Origin of the sequence: Bacillus sp. BS1807G30 (assembly GCF_040047675.1) — a bacterium.
Taxonomy (GTDB): Bacteria; Bacillota; Bacilli; order Bacillales; family Bacillaceae; genus Bacillus; species Bacillus altitudinis.
In genome coordinates this window covers 3,539,291-3,566,012 of the sequence record NZ_CP157353.1, presented here as the reverse complement: position 1 = coordinate 3,566,012, position 26,722 = coordinate 3,539,291, and the positions used below count along the sequence as shown (strand labels likewise).

General features: G+C 41.8%; 25 protein-coding genes, 1 pseudogene and 1 riboswitch. Of the genes and pseudogenes, 23 read left to right on the top strand and 3 right to left on the bottom strand.

The genetic code is table 11. The annotated features are described in order from the left end of the window. Positions 1-28 precede the first annotated feature (28 nt). On the bottom strand, positions 29-1,036 hold the full coding sequence (locus tag ABG082_RS18380; protein ID WP_142153279.1) for a LuxR C-terminal-related transcriptional regulator: 1,008 nt from the start codon (positions 1,034-1,036) through the stop codon (positions 29-31). A 125-nt stretch (positions 1,037-1,161) separates the two neighbouring features. Here ABG082_RS18380 and ABG082_RS18375 point away from each other — a divergent pair, with 125 nt between their 5' ends. The 3 genes from ABG082_RS18375 to ABG082_RS18365 all read left to right on the top strand — a co-directional run bounded on the left by ABG082_RS18375 (position 1,162) and on the right by ABG082_RS18365 (position 4,452). Then, positions 1,162-1,869: a class I SAM-dependent methyltransferase gene (locus ABG082_RS18375; protein WP_348936370.1), complete on the top strand. Its 708-nt coding sequence runs from the start codon at positions 1,162-1,164 to the stop codon at positions 1,867-1,869. After that, positions 1,866-2,960 (top strand): saccharopine dehydrogenase NADP-binding domain-containing protein, encoded by a 1,095-nt coding sequence (locus ABG082_RS18370; protein ID WP_348936369.1) that lies wholly within the window; start codon positions 1,866-1,868, stop codon positions 2,958-2,960. Before ABG082_RS18375 ends, ABG082_RS18370 begins: the two co-directional genes overlap by 4 nt. Before the next feature lie 220 nt (positions 2,961-3,180). After that, positions 3,181-4,452, top strand: a complete 1,272-nt coding sequence (locus ABG082_RS18365) for an MFS transporter (protein ID WP_348936368.1) — start codon at positions 3,181-3,183, stop codon at positions 4,450-4,452. 129 nt (positions 4,453-4,581) lie between these two features. On the opposite strand, the gene ABG082_RS18360 is transcribed toward ABG082_RS18365, so the two are convergent. Then, on the bottom strand, positions 4,582-6,405 hold the full coding sequence (locus tag ABG082_RS18360) for an acyltransferase family protein (protein WP_348936367.1): 1,824 nt from the start codon (positions 6,403-6,405) through the stop codon (positions 4,582-4,584). 239 nt (positions 6,406-6,644) lie between these two features. Here ABG082_RS18360 and ABG082_RS18355 point away from each other — a divergent pair, with 239 nt between their 5' ends. The 11 genes from ABG082_RS18355 to ABG082_RS18305 all read left to right on the top strand — a co-directional run bounded on the left by ABG082_RS18355 (position 6,645) and on the right by ABG082_RS18305 (position 17,327). Next, a complete protein-coding gene (locus ABG082_RS18355) occupies positions 6,645-7,520 on the top strand; it encodes an aldose 1-epimerase family protein (RefSeq protein WP_342498725.1) in 876 nt (291 codons plus the stop codon). Between the two features lie 60 nt (positions 7,521-7,580). Next, a complete protein-coding gene (locus ABG082_RS18350; protein ID WP_019743593.1) occupies positions 7,581-8,525 on the top strand; it encodes a sugar-binding transcriptional regulator in 945 nt (314 codons plus the stop codon). Between the two features lie 84 nt (positions 8,526-8,609). Further along, positions 8,610-9,281 carry a deoxyribose-phosphate aldolase gene (deoC, locus tag ABG082_RS18345; RefSeq protein WP_007498018.1) on the top strand — a complete coding sequence of 224 codons (672 nt, stop codon included), beginning with the start codon at positions 8,610-8,612 and terminating at the stop codon, positions 9,279-9,281. Between the two features lie 167 nt (positions 9,282-9,448). Then, entirely contained in the window at positions 9,449-10,630 is a 1,182-nt protein-coding gene (locus ABG082_RS18340; RefSeq protein WP_019743592.1) for a NupC/NupG family nucleoside CNT transporter, read from the top strand. 24 nt (positions 10,631-10,654) lie between these two features. Beyond that, a complete protein-coding gene (locus tag ABG082_RS18335) occupies positions 10,655-11,956 on the top strand; it encodes a pyrimidine-nucleoside phosphorylase (protein WP_026050178.1) in 1,302 nt (433 codons plus the stop codon). 546 nt (positions 11,957-12,502) lie between these two features. Beyond that, the gene (locus tag ABG082_RS18330; RefSeq protein ID WP_045033720.1) at positions 12,503-12,946 is read left to right on the top strand and encodes a MarR family transcriptional regulator; all 444 of its coding nucleotides are present in this window, start codon (positions 12,503-12,505) and stop codon (positions 12,944-12,946) included. Between the two features lie 13 nt (positions 12,947-12,959). Continuing rightward, positions 12,960-13,598 carry a nitroreductase family protein gene (locus ABG082_RS18325; RefSeq protein ID WP_017368360.1) on the top strand — a complete coding sequence of 213 codons (639 nt, stop codon included), beginning with the start codon at positions 12,960-12,962 and terminating at the stop codon, positions 13,596-13,598. Between the two features lie 25 nt (positions 13,599-13,623). Beyond that, positions 13,624-13,917 (top strand): putative quinol monooxygenase, encoded by a 294-nt coding sequence (locus tag ABG082_RS18320; RefSeq protein WP_017368359.1) that lies wholly within the window; start codon positions 13,624-13,626, stop codon positions 13,915-13,917. A gap of 189 nt (positions 13,918-14,106) precedes the next feature. After that, on the top strand, positions 14,107-16,488 hold the full coding sequence (locus ABG082_RS18315) for an immune inhibitor A domain-containing protein (protein WP_348936366.1): 2,382 nt from the start codon (positions 14,107-14,109) through the stop codon (positions 16,486-16,488). A 207-nt stretch (positions 16,489-16,695) separates the two neighbouring features. Continuing rightward, the gene (locus ABG082_RS18310; protein WP_008345710.1) at positions 16,696-16,959 is read left to right on the top strand and encodes an ORF6C domain-containing protein; all 264 of its coding nucleotides are present in this window, start codon (positions 16,696-16,698) and stop codon (positions 16,957-16,959) included. Beyond that, positions 16,956-17,327 (top strand): DUF1304 domain-containing protein, encoded by a 372-nt coding sequence (locus tag ABG082_RS18305; RefSeq protein WP_007498006.1) that lies wholly within the window; start codon positions 16,956-16,958, stop codon positions 17,325-17,327. The genes ABG082_RS18310 and ABG082_RS18305 overlap by 4 nt, the downstream gene beginning before the upstream one ends. 143 nt (positions 17,328-17,470) lie before the next feature. Here the strand turns inward: ABG082_RS18305 and ABG082_RS18300 are convergent. Further along, a pseudogene (locus ABG082_RS18300) lies at positions 17,471-17,665 on the bottom strand (hypothetical protein); the annotation flags it as partial. A gap of 224 nt (positions 17,666-17,889) precedes the next feature. Here ABG082_RS18300 and ABG082_RS18295 point away from each other — a divergent pair. The 9 genes from ABG082_RS18295 (at position 17,890) to ABG082_RS18255 (ending at position 26,677) form a co-directional block, all read left to right on the top strand. Then, complete coding sequence (locus ABG082_RS18295; protein WP_017358640.1) at positions 17,890-18,546, top strand: type 1 glutamine amidotransferase domain-containing protein; 657 nt, start codon at positions 17,890-17,892, stop codon at positions 18,544-18,546. A 140-nt stretch (positions 18,547-18,686) separates the two neighbouring features. Next, complete coding sequence (locus tag ABG082_RS18290; RefSeq protein ID WP_348936365.1) at positions 18,687-19,814, top strand: hypothetical protein; 1,128 nt, start codon at positions 18,687-18,689, stop codon at positions 19,812-19,814. Positions 19,815-19,870: 56 nt separating this feature from the next. Continuing rightward, positions 19,871-19,974, top strand: a riboswitch (TPP riboswitch). An 87-nt stretch (positions 19,975-20,061) separates the two neighbouring features. After that, positions 20,062-20,748, top strand: a complete 687-nt coding sequence (gene tenA / locus ABG082_RS18285) for a thiaminase II (protein ID WP_017368356.1) — start codon at positions 20,062-20,064, stop codon at positions 20,746-20,748. Further along, positions 20,745-21,344, top strand: coding sequence for an ECF transporter S component (locus ABG082_RS18280; protein WP_019743666.1), 600 nt, complete (start codon positions 20,745-20,747; stop codon positions 21,342-21,344). The genes tenA and ABG082_RS18280 overlap by 4 nt, the downstream gene beginning before the upstream one ends. Continuing rightward, entirely contained in the window at positions 21,319-22,917 is a 1,599-nt protein-coding gene (locus ABG082_RS18275) for an energy-coupling factor transporter ATPase (RefSeq protein ID WP_348936364.1), read from the top strand. The genes ABG082_RS18280 and ABG082_RS18275 overlap by 26 nt, the downstream gene beginning before the upstream one ends. Further along, on the top strand, positions 22,907-23,641 hold the full coding sequence (locus ABG082_RS18270) for an energy-coupling factor transporter transmembrane component T (protein ID WP_045033732.1): 735 nt from the start codon (positions 22,907-22,909) through the stop codon (positions 23,639-23,641). The genes ABG082_RS18275 and ABG082_RS18270 overlap by 11 nt, the downstream gene beginning before the upstream one ends. Positions 23,642-23,790: 149 nt before the next feature. Beyond that, positions 23,791-24,630, top strand: a complete 840-nt coding sequence (locus ABG082_RS18265; RefSeq protein ID WP_008345693.1) for a methyl-accepting chemotaxis protein — start codon at positions 23,791-23,793, stop codon at positions 24,628-24,630. A 173-nt stretch (positions 24,631-24,803) separates the two neighbouring features. After that, positions 24,804-25,619 carry a YwqG family protein gene (locus ABG082_RS18260; protein ID WP_035702594.1) on the top strand — a complete coding sequence of 272 codons (816 nt, stop codon included), beginning with the start codon at positions 24,804-24,806 and terminating at the stop codon, positions 25,617-25,619. 224 nt (positions 25,620-25,843) lie between these two features. Continuing rightward, entirely contained in the window at positions 25,844-26,677 is an 834-nt protein-coding gene (locus ABG082_RS18255) for a PRD domain-containing protein (protein WP_017358647.1), read from the top strand. Positions 26,678-26,722: the final 45 nt, after the last annotated feature.

Below are 26,722 nucleotides of genomic sequence, written 5' to 3'. Positions count from 1 at the left end.
GCGGTCTACCAATGAGGTAGCCGCTTTTTTATATGTGTGAGAAAAAGTAAACGAGCATACGTCTGCTGTTCAAATTTGTTTTTTCGAGCATCGCCTTTACATGGTCATGCACCGTATGAGGCGAGATAAATAACGTACTGGCAATTTCCTTTGTGGATTGTCCTTTGATTAAGCAGTCAAGGACGTTCATTTCTCTTTCTGTCAGCCGATATGTTTTCGCTATATAAGGAAGGATGTCACTTGTTTGAGCTCGTTTAATATGAATCATGACAGCCTCTTCCTGCCCGGCTGCCTGTGCTAATCGAAATGCTTGAAGAGAGAGAAAACGCCCTGTCGGCATTCTGGTGATGCTGACCGCTGTTTGGTCACCGCCGCCATATAAAAGCTTAGCACCTAATGCTCTAAACGGACGGGGCATGATGGCACCGTCATGAATTTGCTCAAAGGTTTGGAAGGTGTGAAGCCAATGAAGTCCGGTTTCATTTCCATAAAGAAGATGGTAATCGTGTGAAAGAATGAGAAAGCCTTGGTGTTCCGCCGTTTCATCTTCTTCCGTTTCTCTTCTTTTAAAAAGTTCATCTCTCAGCTTGGCAGCTAGTGCTGGTGTTTGGCGACTAACCGCTTGTATATCTTGTTCATGAAAAGGTTCCTTCTCCTTTTTCCGATAAAGGCTGGCAATTCCCCAGCATTCACCTTGAATCACAAGGGCTGCCCGCAATTCATCTGCCCATCCGTTAGGTAACAAAATGTGCTGGTATCGACCACTATTGGTGTATTCTCCGCTTTGGACGAGACTGGCAGCGTGGACAGGACCTTTCGCTAGATCTTCATGCTGGTGCACATCTTTTTTTAAATATTCATTTTGAAACAGCTCGTTATGTATGGCTTCAATCGGCTCATCTGTAAAAGAACCCGTCGAGAGGAGAGTAGCTGGATCAATGGTTGTGATACAGGCAGCATCAAAATCACAGATAGCAGCAAGTTCATCTCGAATGTTTTTTCTCAGCTGCTGAAAATGAGCGGCTGGATTGTTCATTTGATCTCCTCCTCAATATCCCCACTTTTAGGGATCGTTTTTTCTCATCTATCTTCTTACAATGAAGATAACATACCGTTAGTGTAAAGGAAACGAAGCAAAGCGGAAACTGGAGGAGAAGACATATGAGTGTAAATCAACATTGGCATGATCCTGTTGCTGAATCCTATGCGGCGACAATTGCACATAAAGTACCGGGCTATCATCTTTTGCATGAGCTGACAGTGGATAGAGTAGAAATCGAATTAATGGGAGCGGCTTCTCGCATGTTAACAGTCGGAGCAGGTGGGGGCGAAGAGATCATCAACATGCTTCAAAGAAATAAAGACTGGCATATCACAGGGGTTGATCCATCTCCAACTATGCTTGATATGGCCAAGCGCAGAGTGGCACAGCTTCATATGCAAGAACGCGTCACATGGTATGAGATGGCCTTAGACAAAGTGCCGGTTGAAAAGTCGTACGATGCAGCAGTAAGTTTGCTTGTCATTCATTTTGTAAAAGATCAGCTGCCCTTTTTACAGGAGATCGCCCGCCGGCTTCAGCCAGGGGGACCGCTCGTGCTGGCGTTTATTCAAGGAGACCCAGAAACGCCTGCATCTCAGCAGGAGCTTCATATGCTTTCTCTCTTCATGAAGCGTCAAGGCTTGGGAAAGGAAGTGTTTACGTCCTTCCGAGAAAGGCTGGGTGTCACAACATATCCCGTGTCTGAAGAAAAGATGACAGCACAATTAACCGAAGCAGGATTTCAAGACATCAGACCTTATTTTCAAGCTGGCATGATCAAAGGGATTGTTTGTAAAAGAGGCAATAGAAAGGCGGTTGGAAAATGAGGTCAAAAGTGATGGTGATAGGCGGCTATGGACATGTGGGGCAGCAAATATGTCTTCAATTAAGTGACGTGTATCCAGGGCAAGTCTTTGCGGCTGGCCGAAGTTATGAGAAGGCTGAACAATTTTCACGCCAAACGAATGGGCGTGTACGTCCATTTCAGATAGACGTAAGACAACCAGTGGATACGGACTGGATGGATGAAACGAAACTCGTGATCATGTGTCTTGATCAAGATGACACGTCATTTGCTGAAACATGCTTACGATCAGGCATTGATTATCTAGATATTTCGGCAAAAGGAGCCTATATTGAGCAGCTGGCAAAGGTACAGCAACCATTGAACGCAACGGCTGTGCTGAGCGTAGGTCTTGCACCTGGTCTCACCAATTTGCTTGCAGCGAAGGCGGCATCTATTCTGACCTCTGTGGAGCAAATTGATATTAGTATCATGCTTGGGTTAGGCGACCAGCATGGAAAAGCAGCTATTGAATGGACGCTTGATCATGTGCATACGGATTATGAGCTGACGAAGAATTATCAGCGAAAGAAAGTCAAAAGTTTTACTGGAGGGAAACGCATTGATTTTGGCAAAACGCTTGGAAAGCGGCAAGCCTATCAGTTCCCTTTCTCTGACCAGCAAACATTGCCTTCGACGCTCCATGTGCCTTCTGTGACAACAAGGCTCTGTTTTGATTCTGGCGTAGCGACACGTGCATTTGCTCTCACAAGGAAACTCGGAATGACGTCCCTTCTCACGATGCCGAAAATCAAGGAACGAGCCATTTCACTGATTCAATCTGCTCAAATGGGTACAGATCAATATGCAGTGAAAGTGGAAGCGGTAGGAATGAAGGGTAACGAAATTCATCAGGCAGCGCTTGGAATAAAAGGTCGCGATGAGTCTCAAGCAACGGCTCAAGTCGCAAGTGCTGCGGCACTGCATGTATTGAGCAGGCAGTTTCAGGCAGGTGTCTTTCATATTGAAGAATTATTTTCATTAGCGTATGAGAATGGTGATTTTGCGTTGGTGGATCAAAAAACGAAGGAAAAGCACGCATTAGCATTGAGAGCCAGCCTTTTAACGGTATAAAAGAAAACGACAAAAGATACGCGTCAGCTCAAAAGTACAGGTCAGTCATGTGGGCGCTTTATTCATGATCCATTTAAAAACAAGGTGTCTATGATCCGAAAACAACAGCTTGCTCTCCATGTAAATGGCCGAGAGGTGAAAGAGATTCAAATCGAGGATTGTAGACTGAACTGACATAATGATTATATTTGGAAAATAAATCTCAAGTGGGTGTTTACAAGTGCTAGATACAGAACAAGATGTAGTGAAGAATTATATAGATTCACCCCAAAAATTGAAAAAATTATATAAACGAGTATTGTTCGTTGTCAGTCTATCGCAAATATTTGGAGGGGCTGGAATAGCCGCAGGAATTACGGTAGGTGCCCTTTTAGCGCAACAAATGCTTGGGACTGAAGCGTATGCAGGAGTTCCAATCGCTTTATTTACTTTGGGGTCAGCTGGGTCAGCATTCATTGTAGGAAAGCTTTCGCAACGTTATGGACGACGCATCGGTTTATCGACAGGTTTTGTTGCTGGAGGGCTCGGAGCAATTGGCGTTGTGCTGGCAGCTATGATGAATAGTGTCATTTTATTATTTGCATCGCTCTTCATTTACGGCGCAGGAACATCCACAAACTTACAAGCGCGTTATGCGGGAACGGACTTAGCGAATTCTAAACAGCGTGCAACTGCAATTAGTACAACAATGGTCATGACAACATTTGGAGCAGTAGCAGGTCCGAATTTAGTTGAAGTGATGGGTAAATTTGCAGTATCAATTGGTGTTCCAGCACTTGCTGGTCCCTTTATTTTATCAGCAGCATCACTAATTGTAGCTGGTCTTGTCCTTTTTATTCTACTGCGTCCTGATCCGTTAGACATTGCCCGAAGAATAGCAGCTTACAAAGCAGAACATGGGCATGGAAATAAACGAGATGCTGCTGATACAAAAACAGATAAAAAAGGGCTTACAGTAGGTGCCACGGTTATGATCTTAACTCAAATTGTCATGGTGGCACTCATGACCATGACACCGGTGCATATGCAGCATCATGGTCATGGATTAGCCGAAGTGGGCATTGTAATTGGTTTTCATATAGGGGCCATGTATCTTCCTTCACCTATCACGGGTGTACTTGTAGATAAACTAGGACGAACAGCTATGAGCATAGCGTCGGGCATCACATTGTTACTTGCTGGTTTATTAGCAGCATTCGCACCAAGTGATTCAATGATTCTATTAATCATTGCTTTGTCTTTACTTGGATTGGGATGGAACTTTGGTTTAATTAGTGGTACTGCTCAAATAGTGGATTCTACAGATCCATCAACCCGGGCAAAAACCCAAGGAACACTCGATGTTTTTGTTGCGTTAGCAGGTGCTTCTGGCGGTGCCCTTTCAGGAATGGTCGTAGCGAATACGAGTTATGCTACATTATCTTTAAGCGGAGGAATTTTATCGTTAATTCTCATCCCTGTCATCGTTTGGTCTTTTAAAAGTAAAACATAATGCAGCTCCGTGCTCATCCATCACAAAAAAAGACATGCCTCCAATCATTGGAAAGCATGTCTTTTTTTGAATCTTCTATCAAAATACGCAGAGCAACTGCACACATGTCTTCACAGGATGCTAGCTTTCTTATGATGCTGAGGACACATCTCCTTTTTTCTTGATACTGGCTTTAATGAGCTGAGTCAATGTGTCAGAGCCTTTTGTGGAAAGATGAACGCCATCTGGCTGAAAATAGGATGGCTGTCCTGTGGCAGCTGAATGCCAATCGACTAAGCTCACATTGTGATGTTGATTGGCCACACGCTCAATGACTGCATTCACATCATTTTCCCAAGATCTTGGAACGCGAGTGTTCACAAGAAAAATATGAGCCTTCGAGAAATGTTGAATGAATGAGGTCAAAGTCCCCTCTGTAAAATAACCATTTGTGCCAAGCTCAATAATAACAGCGGCATCAGCCTTGTTAAAAGAAGCATATTGAGGGGCGATGCGGATGGCTTCGTTCATTTGCCTTCCGACCCTTGCGTCAATGGTGATGGGTTCATAGGCCTTTTCTAAATTTGAAGCAATGTCTAACATGACGGAATCACCAATGGCAAGAACTTGGTGAAATTGTTTAGGATCCGCTGCTTTTTTCTCATGTTTGTCTTTCTTTTTCTTCACTTTTGATTCTGTCTGACTGCCTGCCTTTTGGGGCGCTGTCTTAATTTGTGTTACTTCTTGCGCATGCGGGGATGTATGAGACGAGCTAGACATACCAATGGTAAATAAAATCAAAAGGACTGCGGCAATCCCAAGAAGCACTTTATTGGACATAGACCATTGCTTGATTCCTGTTTTCCAAATCGACCAAGAGGCAAAATAGTGTCTAAACCCGAGTTTACGAATCGGCTGTTCGATCAAACGATAGGAAGCCTCTGATATGAGTAGAATTGCGATGAGCTGTAATGTGACACGTCCCATGGAAGGCTGTCCAATCTCAATGACCGGTGTGGTTAGCACGATAATTGGATAATGCCATAAGTAGATGCCATAAGACCGCTTCCCGAGCCAAACGAGTGGTTGAAAAGACATCCATTTCCCAATAAGACTGGCAGGATGGCAGACACACGCAATTAAGATCGCTGCATTCAGACAGAATAAAAGCATACCGCCTTGGTAGAGAAAGCCGTCAAATTCATCGACTGCATAAACACATAAGAGGAAAATGACCATCGAACCGAATCCGGCTATATGTAGTATACGTCTGCCGACAGGAAGTAATTTTCTGCTGGAAAGTCTGTGCATGGGCCAGACAAATGCAAGACTGCACCCGATGAGGAGTGCAAACGCACGTGTGTCTGTTCCATAATAGATCCTGCTCGGGTCAGTATCCGGTGAATAGAGAATGGCCATCCATAACGCAGATACAAGTGCCAGACCAAAGGTGATCATAGGAAGATGGGATCTATTTTTCACCCATTTCAGTCCAGCAATCAACAGTACCGGCCAAATGAGATAAAATTGCTCTTCAATCGCCAAAGACCATAAATTTTTTAGTGGAGATACAGCATTGAAGCTGTCAAAGTAAGAGAGCTGATGAAAAATGTACCACCAGTTACTCACATAAAAAAAGGACGATAAGGCATCGCCACGAATGGACATTAATGCATTTGAACCAGCAATGGCGCACCAGCTAACGATTAAAAAAATCATGACGTAGGCAGCTGGAAGCAGCCTTCTGATGCGGCCCATCCAAAAAGGCAGAAGCTCTTGATAACCCAAATCCTGCTTATGCAGCAAGATGGTTGTAATCAAGTAACCAGAAATCACAAAAAACAAATCAACGCCAAGAAACCCGCCGCTTGCGGGTTCAATATGTAAGTGATAAGCAATGACCGCCAATACGGCAACAGCTCTCAGCCCATCTAATCCTAATATGTAACGTAAACGGTTTTCCTTGCTGTTCATGAAAAAGAATCCCCCATCAATGTCAAACGCGTCTTTTTTGTTGTCACTCCAAAAGAACAACGATTCTTTTATTTTATATAAGATTAGACGAATCAGCATTACATTTTGTTGGCGAATTTCTGTCTTTTTTAAAATTTTTTTATATGAAGAAACTTTCTAAGGATTGAGGGATTCTTATTTTTATACTCAAACCGAAAATCCCTGTCATAATAAAAGAAGAAGGAAAGGGGATGTGTTGAATGAGAACGATTGAAAATGATCTGTTATTGGTTCAAATCAATGAGAGAGGTGCCGAGGTGAGAGAGGTGCTTCATAAAGAAAGTGGACGTCAATATATGTGGTCTGGTGACCCTGCTTATTGGGGCAGGGTGTCGCCCGTCTTATTTCCGATTGTCGGACGGTTGAAGGATGATCAATACAAGATAGACGATCAAACGTATCAACTCTCGCAGCATGGATTTTTGCGTGATGTTGATTTTGAACTATTTGAAGAAGCAAAAGATCAGGTGGTTTTTCAATATCAATCAAATGGCCGTCACACGTCACAATATCCGTATGAATTTACAGCGCGCATCAGTTATGCACTGTCGGAAAATGGACTAACGATTTCCTGGGAAATTGTTCATGAAGGAGATGGCACGATGTATTTCTCAATTGGCGGGCATCCGGCATTTCATGTTCCGCTTGTTGAAGGTGAGCAGACAGCTGATTATTCACTCACATTGGCACCTTCCACCGAACATGATCCAGTCCAATATGAACTTCATGATTCACTTGTGAGAGAGAAGGAGAAAGGTGTTGAGTTTGAGCCGATTCAACTTCGCCCAGAACTTTTTCAGAACGATGCAATGATCTTTAGTCATATTCATCAAGTATCATTGACTTCTCAAGCAGGTCACGGCATTGAGGTCGATCTCAGTGGTTTTCCGTTCGTTGGTATTTGGTCTCCATATGATCAAGAAAAGGGAACAATGGCTCCTTTTGTTTGTATTGAGCCTTGGTATGGGATCGCTGATATGGAAGGGACGAATGGGCAGTATAAGGAGAAATTCGGCATTCAAACTTTAGAGAAGCAAGAGACCTTTCACGCAGCCTACACCATTTTCTTTAAATGAACATTTGTGCATGGTGAAGTGAACAATTTGTTATGATAGAGGAAAAAAGGAGGCGTACGAATGGATCGGGAGAAACAGCAATTAAGTATTGAAGCAGCAAGGCTCTATTACTTATCTGATTACAGTCAGCAGGAAATCGCTAAGCAGCTTGACCTGTCGAGGCCAACGGTGTCTCGTCTGCTTCAGTATGCGAAGGAAAAAGGGTACGTCCAAATTACAGTGATGGACCCATTTGAGGATTTAAATGAGCTGTCCTCATTGCTGAAAGAAAAATATGATCTGCTCGAGGCTCATGTGGTATTTTCACCAAAGGACGATTATCCAACGATTACTGATTACTTGAGCCGGTTTGGTGCAGATTATCTTCAGAATACGGTGAAAGACGGCGATATCGTTGGAGTGAGCTGGGGCACCACGATGTATCAAATTGCTCAAAAGATGCAACCTAAACAGGTAAAAGGGGTAGAAGTTGTTCAGCTGAAAGGTGGAATCAGCCATTCACATGTGAATACATATTCTGCGGAAACGATCCAGCTGTTTGCATCAGCTTTTCAAACGGCACCACGCTATTTGCCGCTGCCTGTTGTGTTCGATAGTGCCGCCGTTAAAGAGATGGTCGAACAGGACAGACATATCCAGCGCATTATTGAAATGGGCAAACAGGCAAATATCGCTGTGTTTACTGTTGGGACGGTAAGAGATGAGGCGCTTTTGTTTAGACTCGGTTATTTCCGTGAAGAAGAAAAGGCGCTACTCAAGACATCCAGTGTTGGAGATATCTGTTCGCGTTTTTATGATCAAGAAGGACGCATTTGCAGTGAAGCGATTAACAATCGCACAATCGGGGTGGAGCTTGATGATTTGAGAACAAAAGAGCGCTCCATTCTTGTTGCTGGTGGACATCGAAAGGTTGCTTCTATCCATGGGGCGCTGAGAGGAAAATATGCGAACGTATTGATGATCGATCAGCACACAGCAAGAGCTCTTTTAAATGTCACAAAATAGATGAACAAAATTTCATAACTATGTTTACAATTGTTCAACAGTCATTTATGATGAAAGTATCATAATTAAAAGGAAGTGTGAACCATGACAATAGCAAAGCTCATTGATCATACAGCACTAAAACCAGATACATCTAAAGCTGCGATCATGCAGTTACTAGAAGAAGCAAAGACATATCAATTTGCTTCCGTTTGTGTGAACCCAACTTGGGTATCTCTTGCGGCGAAAGAACTAGAAGGAACAGGCGTTGATGTATGTACAGTTATCGGTTTCCCGTTAGGTGCAAACACAACAGCAGTGAAAGCATTTGAAACAAAGGATGCCATTGAAAACGGTGCAACTGAAGTGGACATGGTCATCAATATTGCGGCATTGAAAGATGGCGAATATGATGCAGTTGAACAAGATATTCGTGCCGTTGTAGACGCAGCAAAAGGCAAAGCCTTAGTGAAAGTCATCATTGAAACTTGTCTACTCACAGATGAAGAGAAAGTACGAGCTTGTGAACTTTCTGTAAAAGCTGGCGCTGATTTCGTCAAAACATCGACTGGATTTAGTACAGGCGGTGCAACAGCTGAGGACATCGCATTAATGCGTAAAACAGTTGGACCTGACATCGGTGTCAAAGCATCAGGCGGCGTAAGAACAAAAGAAGACGTAGAAGCGATGACAGCTGCAGGCGCAACCCGCATCGGTGCCAGTGCAGGCGTTTCCATTATTAAAGGGGATCAATCAGCTCCTTCTAAAGACTATTAATTCATACGATCCTATGGTAGGATAACATTCATGACTCATTAGATGATGAAAAAGTCATATGCGGAAGGATCTCATTTCTGGGATTTTCTTCCGCAATTTGTTTGCGAAATAGGGTTTGTTCTATACAAGCACATTAATGTAAACGAATTCATTCAAGGAGGAAAAACATGAAATACGTCATTGGTATTATCGGTTTGCTGGTGATTCTCGCCATTGCATGGCTGGCAAGTAACGGGAAAAAGCGAGTGAAATTCCGTCCAGTCATTGTCATGATTGTACTGCAATTTATTTTAGGTTATATTCTGCTCAATACAGGTGTTGGGAACTTCCTAGTCGGTGGCTTTGCAAAAGGATTCCAAATGCTTCTAGGCTATGCTGGTGAAGGGATCAACTTCGTATTTGGCGGTTTAATGAATGATAATGCGTCAACTTTCTTTATCAATGTCTTGCTGCCGATCGTCTTCATTTCTGCCTTGATTGGTATCCTGCAGCATTGGCGTATCCTTCCGCTGATCGTACGCGGAATTGGGTATTTGCTTAGTAAAGTCAATGGAATGGGGAAACTAGAATCTTACAACGCCGTAGCGTCAGCGATTTTAGGTCAATCCGAAGTGTTCATTTCCATTAAGAAACAGCTTGGATTATTACCTCAACAGCGTCTTTATACATTGTGTGCATCTGCGATGTCGACTGTATCAATGTCCATTGTCGGTGCGTATATGCAAATGATTAAACCGGAGTACGTTGTTACAGCACTTGTGCTGAACCTATTTGGTGGATTTATTATTGCGTCTATCATCAATCCATATGAAGTGTCTAAAGACGAAGACATGCTTGAAGTCGTAGAAGAGGAAAGACAATCTTTCTTCGAAATGCTCGGCGAATACATTATGGATGGTTTCAAAGTAGCCATTGTTGTGGCTGCGATGTTGATTGGATTCGTTGCATTAATTGCGATGATTAATGGCATTTTCACAGCTGCCATCGGTGTTTCTTTCCAAGATGTACTTGGATATGTGTTTGCACCATTTGCGTTTATTGTTGGTGTACCATGGAGCGAAGCAGTACAAGCAGGAAGTATTATGGCGACCAAGATGGTGTCTAACGAATTTGTGGCGATGCAAATTCTTTCTGGCGATGCCTTCCATTTCACTGCTCGTACAGAAGCGATCATTTCTGTATTCCTTGTGTCATTTGCGAACTTCTCGTCTATCGGTATCATTGCTGGAGCCGTTAAGGGCTTGAATGAAAAACAAGGAAACGTTGTCGCACGCTTTGGATTAAAGCTGTTATTCGGTGCAACACTTGTCAGCTTCTTAACAGCAGGCGTTGTCGGTTTGATTTACTAAACTAAAGAAGGAATGGTGAAAACAATGAGAATGGTAGATATCATTGCGAAAAAACGTGACGGAAAAGAATTATCTTCAGAGGAAATTTCTTTCTTTGTCAAAGGTTATACGGACGGAACAATTCCTGACTACCAAGCAAGTGCCTTGGCGATGGCGATTTTCTTCCAAGATATGACGGATCAAGAACGTGCAGATTTAACACTTGCTATGGCAAACTCAGGGGACACAATTGACCTGTCTGCTATCGACGGTATTAAAGTAGACAAGCATTCAACAGGTGGTGTAGGCGATACAACAACGCTTGTACTCGCTCCTCTTGTTGCAGCACTTGATGTACCTGTTGCAAAAATGTCTGGGCGTGGTCTTGGACATACGGGTGGAACAGTCGACAAGCTAGAGGCAGTCAAAGGCTTCCACGTTGAAATTACAAAAGACGAGTTCATCGAGCTGGTGAACCGTCATAAAGTAGCGGTCATTGGACAATCAGGCAACCTGACACCTGCTGATAAAAAACTGTATGCCCTTCGTGATGTGACAGGAACTGTTAACTCAATTCCGCTCATTGCAAGCTCTATTATGAGTAAGAAAATCGCTGCTGGCGCAGATGCAATCGTATTAGATGTGAAAACAGGTGCAGGTGCTTTCATGAAAACACCTGAAGACTCTGAGAAGCTTGCAAAAGCAATGGTTCGTATCGGAAATAATGTTGGCAGACAAACGATGGCTGTCATCTCAGACATGTCTCAGCCGTTAGGATTAGCGATTGGAAATTCCCTTGAAGTGAAAGAGGCGATTGACACGCTTAAAGGTGAAGGCCCTGAAGACTTAAACGAGCTTGTGCTCACATTAGGAAGTCAAATGGTCGTTCTTGCGAAAAAAGCAGAGACACTTGATGAAGCAAGAGAAAAGCTAATTGAAGTCATGAAAAACGGCAAAGCACTTGAGAAATTCAAGGAATTTTTAGAAAACCAAGGTGGAGACGGCTCGATTGTAGATCAACCGGAAAAACTGCCACAAGCACCTTATCAAATCGAAGTGCCGGCAAAAGAATCAGGTGTGATCGCTGAAATCGTCGCAGACGAAATCGGTGTTGCAGCGATGATTCTTGGAGCAGGACGTGCAACAAAAGAAGACGAAATCGACCTATCTGTTGGCATTATGCTCAACAAAAAAGTAGGCGATCGTGTAGAAAAAGGTGAATCTCTCGTGACGCTGCATGCAAACCGTGAAGATGTTGCGAATGTCATGGAGAAAATTTATGACAACATCCGCATTGATGACCATGCCGATGCTCCGACTTTGATTCATACAGTGATTACAGAATAAAGAGAAAAAGACAAAAGTGATGAATCGCTTTTGTCTTTTTTATGTAAATTTTAGGTAGCGCTTCTTCTAGATATGATAAGTTAGATGAGTGGGAGGGGATAAACCATGAGAATGCTCAAACTCATTCTCTTTATTTTTGTTGTCTTGATGATCATTGGATTTATCAGCTACTATGTGGGACCAACAACAACACCAAGTTCTTAAGACGAGCAAAAGCTCGTCCCAGCGTGAAGACAAACCCTCGCATTCGTTGTCAGTCCTGCGCGCTGGTGCTCACGAATGTCAAATTCGCTCCGCTCCATTGCTCGTCCTTCCTAGACTGCAAAGGTTTTCTTTCACGCTGAAAAGAAGACAAAGGGCTAAAATAAATTACATTTTAGCCCTTTGTCTACGGTCTGAGACGAGCAAAAGCTCGTCTTTTTTGATTGAAATAAAAAATTTCACTTTATGAAACAAACCTCTTGCAATCATGAAACAATGGGTGTATATTAGTTGACGAGTCAATGATTGATATATCAACTAATTGATCTGAATAGAAAAGAGGGGATGGCATTGACTGCATTTTGCTCTGAAGAAGCAGAGGTATTATATCGTTTGCAGTGCGTGAACCGTATGATGGGTGTGAAGTTCGAAGCATGCACGGGCATCAGCCAATCAAGACTGGAGTTGCTATCACTGTTATTCCAAGCCGACGAAATCAGCCAATCCGATTTGCAGAAAAAAGTAAATATTGATAGTGCGGCTGTGACGCGTCACTTAAAACAGTTAGAAACAAAAGGAATGGTCACGCGCAGAAGAAAGCCGGAAGATAATCGAGTCACGCTTGTTCGTCTGACAGATGAAGGCAGAACAAGAATCGAAGCTTCTAAAAAAGAAAAAGAACGATTTATCTCAGAAATGCTTGAAAACGTAAGTGATGAAGAACGAAAGCTTCTCACTGATGTGCTCATCCGTATACAACAAAACATCGAAAAGATTCAAACAACCTAAAGGAGTGTTACACATGGCTACAACTTTAAAAACAAACGATTTTATGGATATTATGAAAGGGCGCCGCTCCATTCGTAACTATGATCCAGCAGTGAAAATTAGCAAAGAAGAAATGACAGAGATTTTAGAAGAGGCAACCACAGCACCATCATCAGTGAATGCACAGCCTTGGCGCTTCATGGTCATTGACAGCCCAGAAGGAAAAGAAAAGCTTGCACCACTCGCAAAATTCAACCAAACACAAGTAGCTACATCATCAGCTGTCATCGCTGTGTTTGCAGATATGAAAAACAATGAATACTTAGAAGAAATTTATTCAAAAGCAGTAGAAAATGGCTACATGCCGCAGGAAGTAAAAGAAAGACAAATTGCTGCATTAACTGCACATTTTGAAGCTCTTCCAGAGCAAGTGAATCGTGAAACGATCTTAATTGACGGTGGACTTGTGTCAATGCAGCTGATGCTTGCTGCTCGTGCGCATGGCTATGATACAAACCCAATTGGCGGATATGACAAAGAAGTCATCGCTGAAACATTCGGCTGGGATAAAGAGCGCTATGTACCAGTTATGCTTCTATCCATTGGGAAAGCAGCTGACGAAGGGTATGCTTCTTACCGTTTACCGATCGATCGCATCACAGAGTGGAAATAATTTTTAAAAAAAGGGAGACGATCATATGATTATTATTCATGCAGGGATGACCATTCATCCAGAGAAAGAAAACGTATTTCTAGAAGAAATCAACGGTTTAATGAAAGCTTCACAGGAAGAAGAAGGCAATGTGTCCTACAAGCTTTTCAAGGATACAGAGAAAGAAAACACCTTTTTAATGGTCGAAGTGTGGAAAGATGAAGCAGCGGTTCAAAGCCATAATGCAAGTGCACATTTCCAAGCTTTCGTCGCAAAGGCAAAAGAATTTTTAGCCGCTCCACTTGATGTTGTTGCATATCAAGGAGAGCAGCTTTCATAGAAAAACAACAAACACCCTAGGCATTTATAGCCTAGGGTTCTTTTATTTTCGACAATTCGTTCCACCTATTTCAATCTCGTATTGTGCATTTTCCACAAAGTTTCTGAAAATAAAATGTTTTTCGACTTAAGTATATTGGAATATGCTAGAATTAGATATTATTTATTACCAAATTAGGGAGGAACCAATATGAAAAAAGGGAAATGGACGAGCATCGCACTAACAGCTGTCCTCAGTTTAGGCACATTGACAGCTTTCAGCACCCCTCTATCTGCCCACACCTCAGAAAAGTCAACATCCTCAGATGGCGGTCATTATTCAGGTATTCCATTCGACGCAAGTGTTGTCAATGAAGACCGCCTCATCAAAGCCTTGAAAAAACAAGGAAAGATCAAAAAGAATGCCAATGAGGCAGAAACCCAAAAAGCATTAAAAAACTACCTAAAGAAAAAAGAAGAAGCAGCGATGAAACAAAGCGCAAGTACCTTAACAGAAGAACCTGAATTCCTAAAAGAATACAAACAAAATGTACATAATAAATTAGCCAAAAAGAAAAAGTTAAAGAAGCATAAAGGAAAAGAAGGCAATCAAGTAAAGCCGGTGAAAAAGGAAAAATATAAAGGCGACGTCCGTAATGATAAAGTTTTGGTATTATTAGTAGATTTTAAAGATTATAAGCATAATAGTATTAAAAAAGAAGAGACTGATATGTACTATGACAAGTACGATCAGCAGCATTACCAAGATATGCTTTTCGGAAAAAATGGCTACATCGGTCCAGATGGTAAAAGAAAAGTATCTATGAAACAATATTATGAAAAGCAGTCTGGTGGAAGCTACACGATTAGTGGAACAGTAGCTGGATGGTATACAGCCAAGCATGAAGCAGCATATTATGGTGGGAACGTACCAGACGAATCAGGCAGTGACGGCAGACCGCGCGAATTGGTGAAAGAAGCCCTCGAAGCAGCGGCAAAGGATCCAAACATTGACCTTGGTGAATATGATCAATGGGACCGCTATGATATGGATGGGGACGGTGTTTATAATGAGCCGGACGGTATCATTGACCACCTCATGGTTGTACACGCTGGCGTAGGTGAAGAAGCTGGCGGCGGACAGCTTGGCTCTGACGCGATTTGGTCGCATCGCTGGTCACTTGGTGATGTATTTGAGATTCCAAACACTGAATCAGAAGTGGGTCAAGGCGGAAAGTTAGGCGCTCTAGATTATACGATTGAGCCTGAAGATGGCGCAGCAGGCGTGTTCACACATGAATTTGGACATGATCTTGGTCTACCTGATGAATACGATACACAATACACAGGCAGAGGAGAGCCCGTTTCTTATTGGTCTATCATGTCAAGCGGAAGCTGGGCAGGTAAAGTACCTGGTACGGAACCAACAGGTTTTAGTCCATATGCAAAAGAAATGCTTCAAAACCTGCATGGCGGCAATTGGCTTTCTGGAAAAACCATTGATGGTAAGACATTAACAAAAAGCAAAACAGTTTTAATCGATGAAGCAGCAACAAAAGGAACCAACCATGATGCGGTTCGAGTCGATTTGCCAGATAAAGAGATTGTGGTCACTCAGCCTGCACAAGGGCAATATTCATACTTCAGCGGAACAGGTGACAATTTGAATGCTACCATGACGACATCAGGGATTGATTTGTCGAAGGGAAGCAAAGCCGAGCTTACGTTTAAAGCATGGTACGATATCGAAGAAGATTATGACTATGCGTATGTAGAAGTTCGTGAAACTGGGACAGACAAATGGACAACCATTGCTGGTAATATTACGAATGATCGAAATGAGGCAGGAGCGAATGAAGGCAATGGCATCGATGGAAAATCAGATGGATGGGTAGATGCATCCTTTGACCTTTCTGCTTATGCAGGGAAGAAGATCGATCTGCAATTCCGCTATACAACCGATGCAGGATATTCACTGCCAGGTTTATTTGTAGATGATCTAAAGATTACAGCAGATGGAACAAAAGTGTGGTCAGATGATGCCGAAGGAACGTCCACGTTCACTTTTAATGGATTCTCTCAATCTAATGGAAAACAATATGCCGCTCAGTATTATTTACTAGAATGGCGCTCTTATGCTGATGTCGATAAAGGCTTAAAGCATATCAAACGAGGAGCAAGTCTGATGAGCTATAATAACGGTTTGGTCGTGTGGTACGTCGATCAATCGTACAGTGATAACTGGGTTGGAAAACATCCAGGGAACGGCTTCCTTGGAGTCGTAGATGCAGATCAACAAGTGTTGAAATGGAGTGACGGCTCTATTGCAGCGACAGGTTTCCAAGTACATGATGCAGCATTCTCTTTGAATCCAAGCACGAAGCTGAATATTGATTATACAGCGACAACAGGCTTAACCTTAGAGGATCGCTATATCCGCCCAACGCGTACATTTAGTGATAAAAAGAACTATGTGAATCCAAATAACCCGGATGCAGGACGTGATGTGCCAACATACGGCCTATCCTTTAAAGTCGTCGGACAAAGTAAGGACCGTTCTGTTGGAAAGGTATTAATTTCCAAAAACAACTAAACAAAAAGCCGGATTCTATCCATGAATCCGGCTTTTTGATACGTTAAGACATGGATTTTTAGCGTATGACTCGTCTTTGATCGAATGTTTGTTCTTTTTTATTTTGATATCCGAATGAAACCATTATATAATAGAGATTGGAAGGTTTTTCTTTCATTCAATGTTCTTTTTAGTTGTTAAAAAACCAAGAAAGGATGAGCGTTACCAATGAGTTGTGTCACTGCCAAGCAATTAAAGGTGATTCGAGGGACGATGCAGACTTTTTGCAGCCATTTAGAGTATGATGGCCACGGTAAGCTTCATATTAATACCATCATGGCTTTTATTAAAAAGGAATTTGGTGTAAGAAAAATGAAAGACATTCCACAAAGTCGTTTTCATGAGGCGTTAGAGCTAATCCAAGACTTTGATTTATACACGGACAAAATACAAATACGAGACCGTCTATCAGAAAGGAATTCACTAAATTGAATATTTTAGCAATGATTTTAGTAGGAATTGTCGCTTTAGAGCACATTGTCATCATGTTACTAGAAATGTTTTTTATGGAATCAAAAATGGCGAAAAGATCTTTCAATCTGCCTGAACACTTACAAAAGGATCCAAATGTGAAAGTGATGTTTGCTAATCAAGGGCTATACAATGGCTTTCTAGCTGCTGGACTCATTTGGGGGCTCATTCTTGGTTCGAATACCGTAGGATATATGATTCAGCTATTTTTCGTTCTTTGTGTGTTCATCGCAGCAGTATTTGGCGGTGTGACGTCTAATAAATCGATTATCATCAAACAAGGGTTACCAGCTTTTCTTGCATTAATTGCACTTATCCTGGCTATATAATCCTATCAGCGTGATAGAAAACCTTTGCAGTTTAGGAAGGACGAGCATCGGAGCGAATTTGACATTGGTGAGCACCGAAGCGCAGGACTGACACCGAATGCGAGGGTTTGTCTACACAGTAAAGCCGCCCCAGAGGGCGGCTTTTATCTTTTACGCATTCCCATCAAACGAATAATGGACGTAAGACAAAGGGCAACAGCGACAGCCAATATGATTTTTCCATACATGACGCCCGTAAGATTCATTAAAAAGACAGCCAATATGATACAGAGCGTGATGATAATCATCACAATCGAATAGGTTTTCATCTCTTTTTCCACTCCTTTTAAATTCCCTCTAGCGCAAGAGGTCTGTCAATTGTTTCTCATATTATATCATTTCATCACAATTTTACATGAAATTCCCTGTCAATAGAATGTGACAGAATGATTAGATTTGAAGTGAGGCTATATTTTTTGAAAAATCGGGTATAACATAAAGAGTTGTATCTAAGTCTGATTGCTTGTTATTTAATTGTGCAAAATGTAAAATAGCCACATGATAAATAGAAAGGATGATCAAGTTGAGCAAGAACGTTTTATTAGTATCAACAAGCAGCTCAGAAATGAACGGACACCCAACAGGCTTATGGCTAGAAGAATTGGCCGAGCCATTTCATATTTTTAAAGAAAATGGACTAAACGTGCAAATCGTTTCAATAAAAGGTGGAACAGTACCGATCGATAAAAATTCAATTCCTGAAGGAGTTCCAGCACAATATCAAGATGTGTATGAATTACTTCAAGACACAAAGGCACTGACAGATGTAAACCCAGCTGAGTATGATGGCATTTTCTTTGCTGGAGGACATGGGCCAATGATCGACTTTGCCTCCAATCAACTGGTTGCCGATGCGATCTTAGCGATTTCAGACAAAAATGGAGCCGTTGGGGCAGTTTGCCATGGCGTTTCTGCCTTTGTTGATGTGAAGGATCGTGATGGAAAATCATTTATCGACGGCAAGAAAATAACAGGATTCACAAATGAGGAAGAGGATGCTGTTCAGCTGACATCTAAAGTTCCATTTTTATTGGAAACAAAACTGCGCGAGCAAGGGGCAGCATTTGAAAAAGGCGATGCATTTGCGCCATTCGCTGTTGTAGACGGACAAATCATTACTGGACAAAATCCAGGATCAAGTGCAGAAACAGCACGCTTATTTGTCAAAACCATTGCATAAATCATTAAAAAACCAGTCGTGACTCATACGGCTGGTTTTTTGTTATAAAAATTTCCTAAAAAAGTCCAAAACAAGTATTAGAAAAATGGTAAAATAATCACAGGGTAAAAAACCCAAATTAGGGAAAAGGGGATGTTCCTGTGAGAGCATTTTATGTCAAAATCACCGCCGCCTTACTGTCTATTTTATTGGTCACAACAGGTTTATTTTCACCAGCAATCAAAGCAGAAGATACACCAAAATCAAGTGAAAAAGTATCGCCACTGACTGAAAAAGCCATTCAGCAAGTGCAAGAGTCGTTTGAAAAACAGGATAAAGGGACTGCGGTTCAACAGAAGGAAGTAAAAAAATCATTTAAAGTAGATAAGAAAAAGGGAATAAGTATTAAACGAAAAGCGGCTGCAGATGGAAAGATGCGTACGTCTGCCGTTCGCTCTATTGATGGACTAGCCATTAATCAATCGGCAGTTTTAAACGAGGAAGATCCAGTTGATTTATGGTTCTTAAGTACATCGTCTCCTCAGGCGCTCATCAGCCGGATTACCTCTCCAAATACTGATTATTTCGTTCAGTTATTTGTTATTGATTATGAAGAAGGACAAGCTTATCCAACGGATCTGATTCAACCAGCAGGCAGTCTGCTTGCGTTAAGCAATTTACCAGCGGGGGATTATGCGTTTGGTATTACTAGCGGTGGAGACTTTGGAGACTCATATACATTACAGGTGAACGCAAAAAACCCACCAAATTTCACAGGTGCTGAATCCCTATCATCAACATTGCAATACTTTGTTGCTGCGTATGCCAATGGGGATGTTTTCGCAAATGGTACAAAAGTGTATAACAAACAATCTAAGACCGCCGATTATAAATGGGAGCGTGTATTTTATTTCTCATATGATGGAAAATATCAACAGAGAACGCATTCTGTTGACAGTGTAAAAGTGAAAAGTATTTCGGCACCAGTATCGTACTCTGCTCCATATGCAAGTTCCTCTGAGGCCATTCTTGTATACTTAGATGTGGAGACATTATTTATGTATCATGAATCATCGTTTGCTAGTGGGCAGTACTACCATAGCAGCTTTGTTGATACTCTCGGAAAGACAACGCCAAGGCGTTTAGACATTGATGATCTGACCAATTATGGCGATCATATTTTGGCTGTTGATATAAAGACAGGAAAGCCAATTGATTTCTTCAGTGTCCTTAATTTCTACTATGCAGCAGGGATCGAGAAGCTGCCAACGATCAATACATTGAATTAAGATCGGCGGTTGACATCAAATCGCCACATGTGTAGAGTAAAGATAATTAAATGACAAAAGTCCACTAGGGGAGTCATGTATGACTGAGACAAGAGGAAATCTTGGACCCTTTGAACCTGATCTAGTTTGTACTAGCGGAGGGAAGTGGAGCAGGACCTTGTCTTATTCATGATTGAATCGATAAGAAGGCCGCTCCATTTGGGGTGGCTTTTTCATTTATTCAACTGAAAAAGAGGAGGCTTTTTTTATGACATTTTCAACGCAATTAAGGCAAGAAGCAGAACCATTATTTGAAGCGATTTATCAGCATCCGTTTGTGAGAGGACTTGCAGCAGGAGAACTCGAAAAGGAACAGATCATTCATTATGTCAAACAGGATGCAGAATATTTAAATGCCTTTATTAAAATTTATGCGGCAGCCATTAGCAGATGTACAGACAGAGAGGACATTACCTTTTTCCATCAACAAATGGCTTTTGTCCTTGATAGTGAGACACATCCTCATCAAAACCTTTGCCGGGTGGCAGGTGTCGCTTATGATGAACTGCAAGGTGCATCTTTGGCGCCAAGTGCTCATCACTATATTCATCACATGCTGCAAGTCGCCGAGGAAGGGACGCTAGGAGAAATCATTGCGGTTTTGCTCCCTTGCCCTTGGACCTATTGGGAAATAGGCAAACGAATGCTCAGAGATGTAGAGCCCGATCCTGCCCATCCATTCTATGAGTGGATCACGTTTTATGGCGGGTTAACGGACTCTGTTACAGTGGAGCTTTGCAAACGGCTTGATCAGTGGGCGGAAGGAGCAAGTGAGAAGGAAAAGGAGAAAATGAAACAGCACTTCATCTTAAGCTGTCAGCTTGAGTATAAATTCTGGGACATGGCCTTTACTGTCGAAGAGTGGCCTGTCCAAATGGAGGTGCATTCTTCATGACATGGAAGATGAAAGAAGTCGTTCTCGCTGTCATTTTATCAGTGGCATGCGGAGTTATCTATTTAGGGTGGTCGACGCTTTATTTACCGATTACAGCCCTTGTCGGTCCAGCAGGAGGCAACATCATGTTCGGAATTTGGGTCATTGCCAGTCCAATCGTTGCTTACATTATCCAAAAGCCAGGAGCTGCCCTCATCGCAGAAACAGCTGCCGCCGCCGTGGAATTACTGACAGGCAGCCACTTCGGTCTTTCTGCGCTTTTGATTGGTGTATGCCAAGGACTTGGAGCAGAAATCGCCTTCGCTCTATTTGGCTATAAGCGATATCGCATGTGGACACTCATGTTGTCTGGTGCCTTTGCAGCAGTAGGGGCAATGGCATATAGCCTCATTGCCAATGGATTCGGCTATTACACGCCTCAAGTGTTACTCATGACACTTGTCACTCAAGTCATTAGCGGGATGTTACTCGGTGGTTGCTTAGCAAAAGTGGTGGTGGATGCCTTATCTAAAACGGGTGTGCTGAATCAATATGCCATCATGAAAGAAAAACGAAGTAAGGGTGACCAGCATGGATTCATTTCTCGCGTGCAGTAATCTCACTGTCCGTTTTTATGAACAGCCGAATCCCGTTCTTCATCAAGTATCTCTTTCTATTCAAAAGGGGGAAAAGGTGCTGATATTAGGACCAAGTGGAAGCGGGAAATCTACGCTGATTTCTGTGCTTGCTGGCATTATTCCAGAGCATATGGAAGCTGAAGTACAGGGAGAAGTGATGCGGCAAAGGCATACTGGTGTCATGTTTCAAGACCCAGATTCGCAGTTTTGTATGCACCGAGTCAATGAAGAAATTGCGTTTAGCTTAGAGAATCGATCTGTCCCTCGTGAACAAATGGATAATATCATTCAGCATCTCATGAAAAAGGTACAGCTGGATATTGACCCAAATACAGATATTCATACCTTATCTGGCGGCATGAAGCAGCGGTTGGCGCTTGCTTGTTTACTAGCATTAGAGCCAGATGTCCTGTTCTTTGATGAACCGACTGCACAGCTTGATCCAGCAGGAAGAATGGAGATATTTCAATTGCTTCAGCAGCTTTCGGCTGAACAGAACCAGACGATGATTTTTGTGGAGCATGTGTTAGACGGTGTCATCGAGTGGATGGATCGGGTGATCTTATTAGATCATCAAGGCTGTATCATAGCAGATGGAACGCCAAAAGATGTGATGAACACATTTGAGGGAGAAATGAAAGAGGCCGGCATTTGGCGTCCGAAAATATTTCCCGAGAAATGGTCCACTGTCGTACAAAATCCGTTTCATCCATTGAGTCAAACACTCTTGCAAACCTTTGAGGCGAGAAAAGTACGGCATGAGAAAGTGTCATCAACAGATCGAGAGACAATCATTCGCACAGATCATCTACAACTAAGCTACGGAAAAAAAAGCATTATAGATGACCTGCATCTGGATATAAAAGCAGGAGATTGGGTTGCGATCATCGGTGAAAATGGAAGCGGAAAAAGTACGTTTCTTAAACATGTCATACGTTTAGAACCAATAAAGAAAGGTCACATTTTCTTAAAAGGAAAACACCTGAAAAAGTGGTCTGACCGAACATTATATGAAAAAGCCGGCTTTGTATTTCAAAATCCAGAACTTCAATTTATACAGGACACAGTGTTTGATGAAATCGCATTTGGTGGGAGACAGCGAAATTGGCCAGAGTCTGTGGTGCAAGAAAAAACGAATCAGCTATTGGCAGAGTTCGGCCTAGAGAAGCATAGAGACGTGCATCCTTTCACCTTAAGTTTAGGACAAAAAAGAAGATTAAGTGTTGCCACGATGCTTCTTTTTGATCAGGATGTTCTCATTTTAGATGAGCCGACCTTCGGGCAGGATGAGAAAACGGCGAGGGAGTTAATCCGGCGTTTAAAAGAACGTCAACGACAAGGCACCACCATTATCATGGTCACACATGATATGGAACTCGTCGATGAGTGCGCTGATCAGGTGCTTGTTTTTCATCAAGGGGAGCATGTATATGATGGTTCGCCTTTTGATTTATTTTCTCATCAGGAACTTGTCACTTCGTGTGAGCTGAGAGTGCCGTTACATTATCGCTATATGGCTGAAAGAAAGGAAGTGATGACGATTGCAAAGTAATCACTCCTTTCTATCCACTGTAAATCCAGTCATGAAATTACTCGCCCATCTCCTTGCGATGTGCTGTCTGATGGCGATTTCTGATCCTAAAACGACGTTCATCATCTGGCTGTTTGCACTTGGAATTGGACTTGTCCTAGGCGGCTGGAATTTGAAATACCTCATCACCAGACTTGTACCTTATCTGCTCTTTTTCATTCTCGTGTTTTGGATGATGGCGGCCTTTGGCAAGGGAGATCATACAGTTTGGAAGTGGGCATGGTTTCATATCACAGAGGAGAGTTTAAGAAATGGGCTGACCATTTCTTTTAGAATGCTTGGCTTTGTAACATTTGGTCTCCTTTTTACATCAACAACTGATTTGACGGCCTTTATGATGAGCTTAATCCATCAATGCCGAATGTCACCCAAATGGGCATATGGGATGCTGGCAGGCTTCCGGTTTATCCCGTTGTTTCAAAGTGAATTGAAGCAAATGAAGGCTGCACATAAAATTAGAGGTTACAAGCAAAAAAACAGCTGGAAAGCCTTTATACGTTATGCACTCCCCCTTTTCACGCAAGGCGTACGGAAATCTGAACGACTAGCCATTGCGATGGAAGCAAGAGGCTTCACAGGGACGAGGGAGAGAACATATTATCATGTCATCAGCACTTCATGGATCGACTGCATGTATCTTTTTTTCATCGTCATCAGTGTGTTGATATGCATGTTCTTTTTTTAAAAACAGCCACATTCTCTTAATAGAATGTGGCTGTTTTATATGTCTTAGGTCATTTGGTTGATATTAGTACACATTGCAGGCTGTAATAGATCATATAAAGAACCGATAAAGAGAGTGTACTGAGAAAAAGAGAGGATGAACGTGAGCGAATGTCACAGAGAATTGATAACATAATAGACGCTTTACCAATCGTTGGACTAGCTATGAGAGAGCAGCTAACCTTTTCTGTATTAGGGAAAGAGAAGGTTCTTTATTATCAGCAGCACGGGAACATTGACTTAGGGTTTAAAGCAGGGGACGTTGTAGCTCCCGGGTTCCAAAACTTTTCGATGTTGAAAAATGGGAGAGAGCCATCATTTATCCAGATTCCTAAAGAGGTGTACGGTATTCCTATGGACATCGTCGCCGTCCCGATTAAAGATGACAATGGTCAAGTAATCGCTGCCTTCTGTGTAGCATATGACCAAACGAATCAACAACGATTAGAACACATTATGACGGAAAGTAACGATGCTTCCGAAAAACTGGTCGCGATGGTACAGCAAGTGGCTGCACATTCAGAGGAACTACAAGCGACAAGTGAACAAATTCTACAAAATACAAAAACCACTGTCGAAAATTCCTCTAAAATCAATCAAGTGTCTAATCTCATCAAAGGTATCTCTGATCAAACGAACTTACTTGGACTCAATGCATCCATTGAGGCTGCAAGAGTCGGTGAAGCAGGTGCAGGCTTTGGGGTGGTTGCTACGGAAGTGAGAAAGCTGTCTACTCACGCGAAGCAAGCAACGACTGATATTGAAACAGCGCTAAAAGATGTGCAAGGCTCTATCAAAGGAATGGAAGAAGAAATAGCACAAATCGTGGCTTCATCTGAACATCAAGCAGAACTCGTTGGCACTTTCACAAAAATTATTGAGGGGCTGCACGAAACGAACGAAACGATGAAAACATTGGCAACAGACTTAGTGAATTATCAAGTGAAATAAATAAACGAATCACAAAACCTCCAGCCGTATCGGAGGTTTTTTAACGTGTTGGAGTGAGTTTTTTGTCATGATATTGACCGGTTTTTCACTGACAGGGAAGTTACACTTCTGTATGATAGAAAAAGAGAGACCTGTTTTGATCATTAGACCTATACATAAGGAGGAAGCCCATCTTGACACAATCAGCAAAGCTGCAAGAAGTACTTGCGCCTTACCGTCCATTGTTAGATCAAACTGAAAAACCACTGATTCAATTACAGATAAAACAAGGAAAAACAGGACCATATGACAGCAAAATATCAGGTGATCCTTATTTCCCAAAAAACGACGAATATCCCGTTGATGGAGAAGGCCATCCTATGAAGCTGCTGGCACAAATCAATTTCGGCCAGCTGCCAAAGCTGAAAGATTACCCAGAAACAGGACTTTTGCAAGTGTTTATTTCTGTACATGATGATCTTTATGGGATGAATATTGACCATAAAACAGAGCAAAAAGATTTTCGGATCAAATTTATTGAGGAACCTTTCTTAGCTGAAGAAGACTTATTGACTGATTTTTCATTCGTGAAAATTCCTGACGATTTTTATTTTCCAGTTACGAAGGAAGGCGCGATTACAGGTGAATTATCAAGCGAAACGATCAGTGTAGAAGATTTCCGCTTTGAAAAAGTCACAGGAAAGCGAAGCTGGGATCTATTCGAAGATGCTGTTGGTATTGATGGTGATGAAGCAGATCAATTGCTAGATGAATTTTATGAGACAGCAAGTGGTTTTGGCCATAAAGTTGGCGGATACCCAGGTTTTACACAAGAAGACCCGCGTACCTATGTAGACCAAGAACATACTGTGCTATTATTGCAAATTGACTCAGATGATGAAGTGGACATGTTGTGGGGAGATTGCGGCATTGCTAACTTTTTTATCAAACCAGAAGACCTCAAACGAAAACATTTCGAGAATGTCGTCTATAACTGGGATTGCTCCTAATTTTGTAAAAAACACTCTTTTTGAAGAGTGTTTTTTGTCTATTTTTAGCCTTTTTGCCCCTAAATCGTCATTTCTGAGAGGTAATATGTCATTCTTTCTAGTTGACCGTATCAAAAAAAAATGTAAAATCATCTTAAAGTCCTCTTTTTTGAAAATAATAATAAAATGACATATCAATCAACAATGAAATGCTCGAAAAAGCGGAATGTACTGGGGGGGATCAATTGATCATTTCGAAAGTAATCAACAATAATGTGGTCAGTGCGTATGATGACGAGCAGCATGAGCTGGTCATTATGGGCAGAGGGATTGCGTTTCAAAAGAAAAGCGGAGACCCAATTGACGAAGAACGTATCGAAAAAGTATTTTCCATTCAAAATAAAGATATATCAGAAAAATTCAAAACCCTGCTTTATGATATTCCGATCGAGTATATGCAAGTGTGTGAGGCAATTATCGATTACGCGAGAACGACCCTTAACAAAAATTTAAATGACAGCATCTATGTCACATTAACGGATCATATTACCTTTGCTATTGAACGTCATCAAAAAGGAATGGACATAAAAAATGCCTTGCTTTGGGAAATCAAACGGCTGTACAAAGAGGAATTCATGTGTGGTGTAGAAGCGATTCGGATCATACAGGACAAGCTCAACATCCATCTTCCCGAGGATGAAGCAGGCTTTATTGCGATGCATATTGTCAATGCAGAACTGAATGAGGAAATGCCGAATGTCATTCAAATTACAAAACTGATTCAAGATATTTTGAACATCGTAAAGTATCATTTCCAAATTGATTTGGACGAAGAATCATTAAATTATTTCCGTTTTGTCACGCATTTGAAGTTTTTTGGACAGCGTCTGTTTAACGAAACACAAATGGAAAATCAAAATGAGTTTCTGTATGAAGTGGTAAAGGAAAAAAATACAGCCGCTTTTCAATGTGCGGAGAAAATTAATGACTATGTTCAAAAAGAATACAACCGAAGTCTCATAGAAGATGAGATGTTATACTTAACTTTGCACATCGATCGAGTCATAAAAAGAAAATAAATCAAAAAGAAAGCGTTGACATATCAAAATTAACATGCTAATTTA